The 6162-nt window shown below is 51.7% G+C and carries 4 protein-coding genes and 1 pseudogene; 3 read left to right on the top strand and 2 right to left on the bottom strand.

All coding sequences use genetic code 11. The annotated features are described in order from the left end of the window. A partial coding sequence (locus tag MGEO_RS19300) for a transposase (protein WP_143746310.1) occupies positions 1-160 on the top strand: 160 nt, incomplete at its 5' end. Positions 161-487: 327 nt separating this feature from the next. Here the strand turns inward: MGEO_RS19300 and MGEO_RS19295 are convergent. After that, positions 488-1447, bottom strand: coding sequence for a glycosyltransferase family 2 protein (locus tag MGEO_RS19295; RefSeq protein ID WP_085641372.1), 960 nt, complete (start codon positions 1445-1447; stop codon positions 488-490). Between the two features lie 175 nt (positions 1448-1622). Next, positions 1623-3467 carry a hypothetical protein gene (locus MGEO_RS19290; RefSeq protein WP_143746309.1) on the bottom strand — a complete coding sequence of 615 codons (1845 nt, stop codon included), beginning with the start codon at positions 3465-3467 and terminating at the stop codon, positions 1623-1625. Positions 3468-3915: 448 nt separating this feature from the next. On the opposite strand from MGEO_RS19290, the pseudogene gmd reads away from it, so the two are divergent. Beyond that, positions 3916-5040 (top strand): annotated as a pseudogene (gene gmd / locus MGEO_RS19285) (GDP-mannose 4,6-dehydratase). Next, positions 5037-6020: a GDP-L-fucose synthase gene (fcl, locus tag MGEO_RS19280; RefSeq protein WP_170102929.1), complete on the top strand. Its 984-nt coding sequence runs from the start codon at positions 5037-5039 to the stop codon at positions 6018-6020. Before gmd ends, fcl begins: the two are co-directional and overlap by 4 nt. Positions 6021-6162 lie beyond the last annotated feature (142 nt).

Below are 6162 nucleotides of genomic sequence, written 5' to 3'. Positions count from 1 at the left end.
AATCAAATACGACAAGCGCCGATATAAACGGCGCAACCGCATCGAGATTATGTTTGGCAGGCTCAAGGATTGGCGACGCGTGGCGACACGCTATGACCGCTGTCCCAAGGTCTTCCTCTCAGCCATCGCACTCGCTGCTGTCGTGATCTACTGGTTATGAATCCTGACCCTAGGAGTCTTGATATGACTGCGTGGGCTAGGGCGACTTTTTGCCCGAGGTTTATTCGGGGGGTCAGCCTTCCTTCAATTCCCCGAGCCTTTGCAACCAAACGTTCGGCCACAGCGTCCGCTTGCGTTCCGCGTGCCAGTTTGTGCTTGTAACAATCCCGCATGAGATCTCTCTCTCTTCGCCCAAATGCGGCACACTCCGGCCGTGGCGCCACGCATTTCACAACAGTGAATCCGTCACCCGATTTGTGCAACAAAGCCGATGGAATCCAGACGCTATTTGCGCAAAAAAGCACGAAACACTAGGAAATCCTCGTTTCTACGTTCCCTTCGGCTTTTTGAGTTCAAGATCTCGACGTAATTGCCGGAATCTAATTTCGGCCAAGAGCATACGATTTGCCGCGATCATGTCCGCCAGGATGCCACCTATAAACAGGATCATTCCCGAAACAATAAAGCCTCCGCCGATAATCAACGACTGTATTTTACCACTACCTTCCCCCATAAGCCAAAAAATCAGAAAGCGCGTATACGCCACTAGCCCTGGAAAGGAGACAAGAAATGCACAGAGTGCGAAAAACCGAAAAGGTCGATAAAGAATAAAAATCCGTAGGATTGTAAGGGCAGACTTGAATATGTAATCGGTCGAATTGCGTACCAAACGCGACGGACGGGTTGGTGCATTTACTTCCACTGGAACCCAGACCAAAGGTATGTTGAGCCGGCCCGCCTGTATGATTGTCTCGAGCGTGTATGTATATCTGTTGAAGACATAGAGTTGCATTGCCGCTTCGCGGTGGAACGCCCGAAATCCGCTTGGCGCGTCAGGTACCTCAATGCCGGCGGCCAAGCGTACAACCTTTGAGCCTGTTTTTTGAAGGACGCGCTTCCAAAAAGAGAAATGGGCGATCTGTGGGATTGGACGGGAACCGATAACGATATGGGCGTGACCCTCCACAACAGGTTTTGTGAGCGCAGGGATAGCATCAGCGCGGTATTGGTTATCCGCATCTGTGTTGACAATAACGTCAGCGCCTCTTTTCAATGACTCCTCCAAGCCCGTCATGAATGCCTTTGCCAGGCCACTGTTGTGATCAAGCCTGACCACGTGATCGACGCCTTGGGCGTGGGCAACGTCTGTGGTTCCGTCTGTAGATCCGTCGTCTATTACCAACCATTCAACCTGATCGAAGCCTTGCACTTCGCGGGGCAGGGCCGCGAGCGTTTGTGGCAGTGTTTCGGCCTCATTGAAGCAAGGGATCTGAATAATGAGTTTCAAAATTTTACACCCTGGGATGTGATTGCATGCTGGTGGCAAATACAACTTCCAGCGTCAATTCAACAGTACCATATCACTGTTGGACGGGCGCTTAATGTTGCGAAAACCGCGCGCAACGGTCACGAGGGTTTGTTTTTATCAACTGAGTACATGCGACCTGATTTTTCTGGTGCGGTCATTGGAGATCTATTGAGTCTTCTCTCGCCTTGAGACGATAAACCGGCATCATCCATTCGGCCTCCTCGAACACTCGCTCAGCGCGGAAGTTCGGCCGTTCCGCCAACACCTGATCGCGCAGCAGGTTGCTCTGTATGTAGACCGTGTAGCCGTTAGCCCGGGCTGCATCGATCAAGTTTGGGTCAATTTTTTTGGTAAAACGATTGCGGGCAGCGATAGGAGCATCGCGACTTAGCTGAAATGTCAATGGTTCGTATATTAGCGCATAGATGAAGCTATTTGGTGGCAAAGCTGACATCACACTCTCGGCACGCGCATTGTATGATCGGCGCTTAATATCGACAGCGAGATCATATGCATAAGTGTTCACAAGACCCAAGCAGATACACGCCGAAAAAAATAGTCGAACAACGCCCGGCCAAACTCCACCAAAGCGCGCTAATCCCACAAAAAAAATGAGAGCAGCGAAAAAGACCAGCGGCAGTGCATGCTGTACAAGTACTTGCGGCGACCCTTGGTAAATGTTCAGACCGGCTGTGATAGCAACTGCGATTAGTGCCAAGGCCAACAACCATATACCTATGGACGCAGCGCGCGAAACGGGTGGCAATCGACTTAACGCGAGCGACGAGAGGATACAAACAAAGGGCAAAATCGGCAAAAAGTAGCGCATATTTGTTGCAAAACCGCCATGCCAAGACGAGCGCGCAAATGGTAATGTCCATAATACGATGGCCAGAAGACAGAAGACTTGTCCGGACTTTTGAGAATGCCGCCGTGGGAATAATAGAAATAAAAAGATTATGCCAATCCACGGCATGCTTTGTGCGACAGCCTTTTTGTGGAGGCCAAAAACCGTCACCGTCCCGTCTGCGGCTCGTGTTACCTGATGGCTTTGATCATCCAACAAGCGCATGTCCACCCAAAGCGTGTAAACGCCACGGAGGAGCCTGGTAAAGCGATCTTCCAAATATTGCAGATCCAATAGAGCGAACGCGACAGCTCCTAGACAGAGCAAAACGAGCAAATACTTTCCGATCTTATCGCTCATCGGAAAACGGCGGAAGGCAATGCAAATCATTAGAAAGGCAAGAGTAATGGCTCCAAGAATGCTATATGATGCTAGCGCTGTCCCACCTGATGGGCTGCCATAATAGATGGGAAAAAAAATCCCGAATTTTGTAAGGTTGAACCAGGATGCGACCAATGCACCGGGCAGCACGCCCAGCGTCGCCATTGCGATTAGCATTCCCGGGCGGGCGGCAAACAGTAAAGCTGTTGCCAACAGTGTAGGTGCAATCAGAACTACGTCCACTCTGACCGACAATCCTAATCCGAGGCATAGGCCAGCCATGGCAGCATTTCTACGCTCATCTGCAATCCCACGTACCGCGCGCAGCGTAAAAAGGCTTGCAGAAAGCACTATCGTGGCAGCCAAGGCATGCGGCCAGAGGGCCTTGGCATAAATCACGAGATAAGTACACAAACCCCATAGAATTGCCGCGTGAAACGCGCCGCGGCGGTCAGCGAACAAGGTCAGTGAAATCTGATAGGTCAACCAAACTGAAAGTGCCGCCGAGACGGCATTCACTGTCATCATGCCGTGGAGACCGCCTGCGGCATAAAACGGCACCAGAAGAGCGGGATACCCGGTCGGATATTGCGACACGGGACCATGAGGGCCCAGTTTCAACAGGTCGTTGAACAGAAGCGCGTGGTTTCCAAATTCGCTGTAACCGTTATCGATGACGAGGCTGCCATTGCGGCGCAAGCCTTCAACCGCGGCAAATATTACCGTTTCGTCTGGCACCCATAGCCCTGCGGGAAAGAAAAATACGACCATCAACCATATTGCACCAAGCGTTGTGGCGAGAATGACCGGTCGCGTGCTCATCATCATACTTGGACTATGTTGGTCAGCGCGACCTTGCGGATCGGTACACATGGCCTTTGAAGCGCAACAGCATCAACTTGGGACAAGAAAATTCCTTCTAGCAAGTTCGACTTGCACCTTACGTCAGCGATAGGCCAGGCGGCAACAAGTGCTGCCAGCGCCGCGTTGAAAACAAGAGCACGCTTGCTCGTCAAACTGAAGGCCTCATTCGTCCTTGATACCAATTTCTTGCTCTAAGTGCGTGTTGATGAAGAAAGCAAAATCCCTTCCAAAATACTCAAAGAAATTCTGGTATGCCTATCGTGTCGTCCTGGAGAATGGGATAAATGTTATCAGCATACTGATCGTGCAAATCTGTTCTGAGGTTCAATTTTGCCGGCAAGGACAAACTGGAAGTATGACTAAACGAGCTTTGATCACCGGTGTGACGGGCCAGGATGGGTCCTATCTCGCTGAATTCTTGTTGGAGAAGGGCTACGAAGTCCACGGCATCAAACGCCGAGCGTCGCTCTTCAACACACAGCGTGTGGACCACATCTACCAAGATCCGCATACGCAGGATCCGCAGTTTCATCTGCATTATGGGGATCTGTCCGACACATCGAACCTGACACGTATTCTTCAGCAGGTCCAACCAGACGAGGTCTACAACCTCGGTGCCCAGAGCCATGTCGCCGTGAGTTTTGAAGCCCCAGAGTACACGGCGGATGTTGATGGGCTTGGTACACTCAGACTGTTGGAAGCGATCCGCTTCTTGCGTTTAGAGGCGAAGACGCGATTCTACCAAGCCTCCACCTCCGAACTCTATGGGCTTGTGCAAGAAATGCCACAACGCGAGACAACACAGTTTCACCCTCGCAGCCCTTACGCCGTCGCAAAGCTCTATTCTTATTGGATCACCGTGAACTACCGCGAAGCCTACGGAATGTATGCGTGCAATGGCATTCTCTTCAATCATGAGAGCCCGCGCCGTGGAGAGACCTTTGTGACTCGCAAGATCACTCGGGGTTTGGCCAACATTGCACAAGGCCTCGAAGAGTGTCTCTACATGGGCAACATTGACGCCATGCGCGATTGGGGGCACGCGAGAGATTACGTTCGTATGCAGTGGATGATGCTGCAAGAGGACATCGCAGAGGATTTCGTGATTGCGACGGGACGGCAATATTCGGTGCGAGAATTCATTACTTGGACCGCAGCCGAGCTAGGTATCTGACTGGCGTTCACTGGAGAAGGCACTAACGAAATTGCGACCGTGGTCTCCGTCACCAGTGACAAATCTCCATCGGTCAAACCAGGCGATGTGATTATGCGAATCGACCCACGGTATTTCCGGCCGGCGGAAGTGGAAACTCTCTTGGGAGATCCGTCGAAGGCAAAAGAAAAGCTTGGGTGGGAACCTGAGATTACAGCTCAAGAGATGTGCGCGGAAATGGTGGCGGAAGACCTGAAAGTCGCACAACGGCATGCTTTCCTTAAGGCTCACGGGTACGACAGTCCCGTGAGCCTTGAAAGCGGATGAAACCCGTGAAGATCTACGTGGCTGGACATCGAGGGATGGTAGGGGCAGCGATCTTGCGTAGACTGGAGGTCTGTCGCGATGCAAGGGAAGATCTCACGCTTGTTACGCGCACACATGCCGAACTCGACCTCGTCGATCAAGCGGCTGTATGTGACTTCATGCATAGTGAGCGCCCCGATCTGGTTATTCTCGCGGCAGCGAAAGTGGGTGGCATTCACGCCAATAACACGTATCCGGCCGAGTTTATCTACGACAACCTGATGATCGAGTGTAATGTCATCCATCAAGCCTTCGCCGCGGGTGTGCCACGTCTATTGCTGCTCGGATCATCCTGCATCTATCCGAAGCACGCAGAGCAGCCAGTGTCAGAGCGGGCGCTTTTGACCGGAACCTTGGAGCCAACCAATGAGCCTTACGCGATTGCAAAGATTGCAGGGATCAAGCTCTGTGAGAGTTACAATCGTCAGTATGGAACAGATTACCGGTCAGTCATGCCGACCAATCTATATGGTCCGGGGGACAATTTTCATCCAGAGAATAGCCATGTTCTCCCAGCACTGATCCAAAGGTTTCACGAGGCACGTGAAGCAGGCAAACCGCACGTGACAATCTGGGGGACAGGCACACCCCGCAGAGAATTCCTACATGTTGACGATATGGCTGAGGCAAGCCTTTTTGTGCTGAATCTGGACAAGGCAAAATATGAGAAGAATACGGAACCAATGCTCAGCCACATCAATGTGGGCAGCGGCACAGATGTGTCGATCCTTGAGCTGGCGCAGTTAGTTGCAGAGATCGTTGGATTCGAGGGTGAAATCCTAACTGATCCAACAAAACCTGACGGTGCGCCACGCAAACTCATGGATGTGTCACGTCTCTCTGAAATGGGTTGGTCAGCTCGGATCCCGCTGAAGAAAGGAATTTGGGAAACCTATAGATGGTTTTGTGATCAGGAACTGGTGGATCTGAGGGTGTCTTGAGCGAATGCCATCTCTAGTCGCCAACAGTCGACGTAAACAAACCACGCCCCAACATCGCCGTTGATTTGCGTAGACCGCAAAGAAACTGGTCTTCCGACGAGTACATGCGACTGCATCCTTCGTGAAAGTTGTGCCCTTTGGG

Source organism: Marivita geojedonensis (assembly GCF_002115805.1).
GTDB lineage: Bacteria > Pseudomonadota > Alphaproteobacteria > Rhodobacterales > Rhodobacteraceae > Marivita > Marivita geojedonensis.
This window is presented reverse-complemented; position numbering and strand designations above follow the sequence as displayed.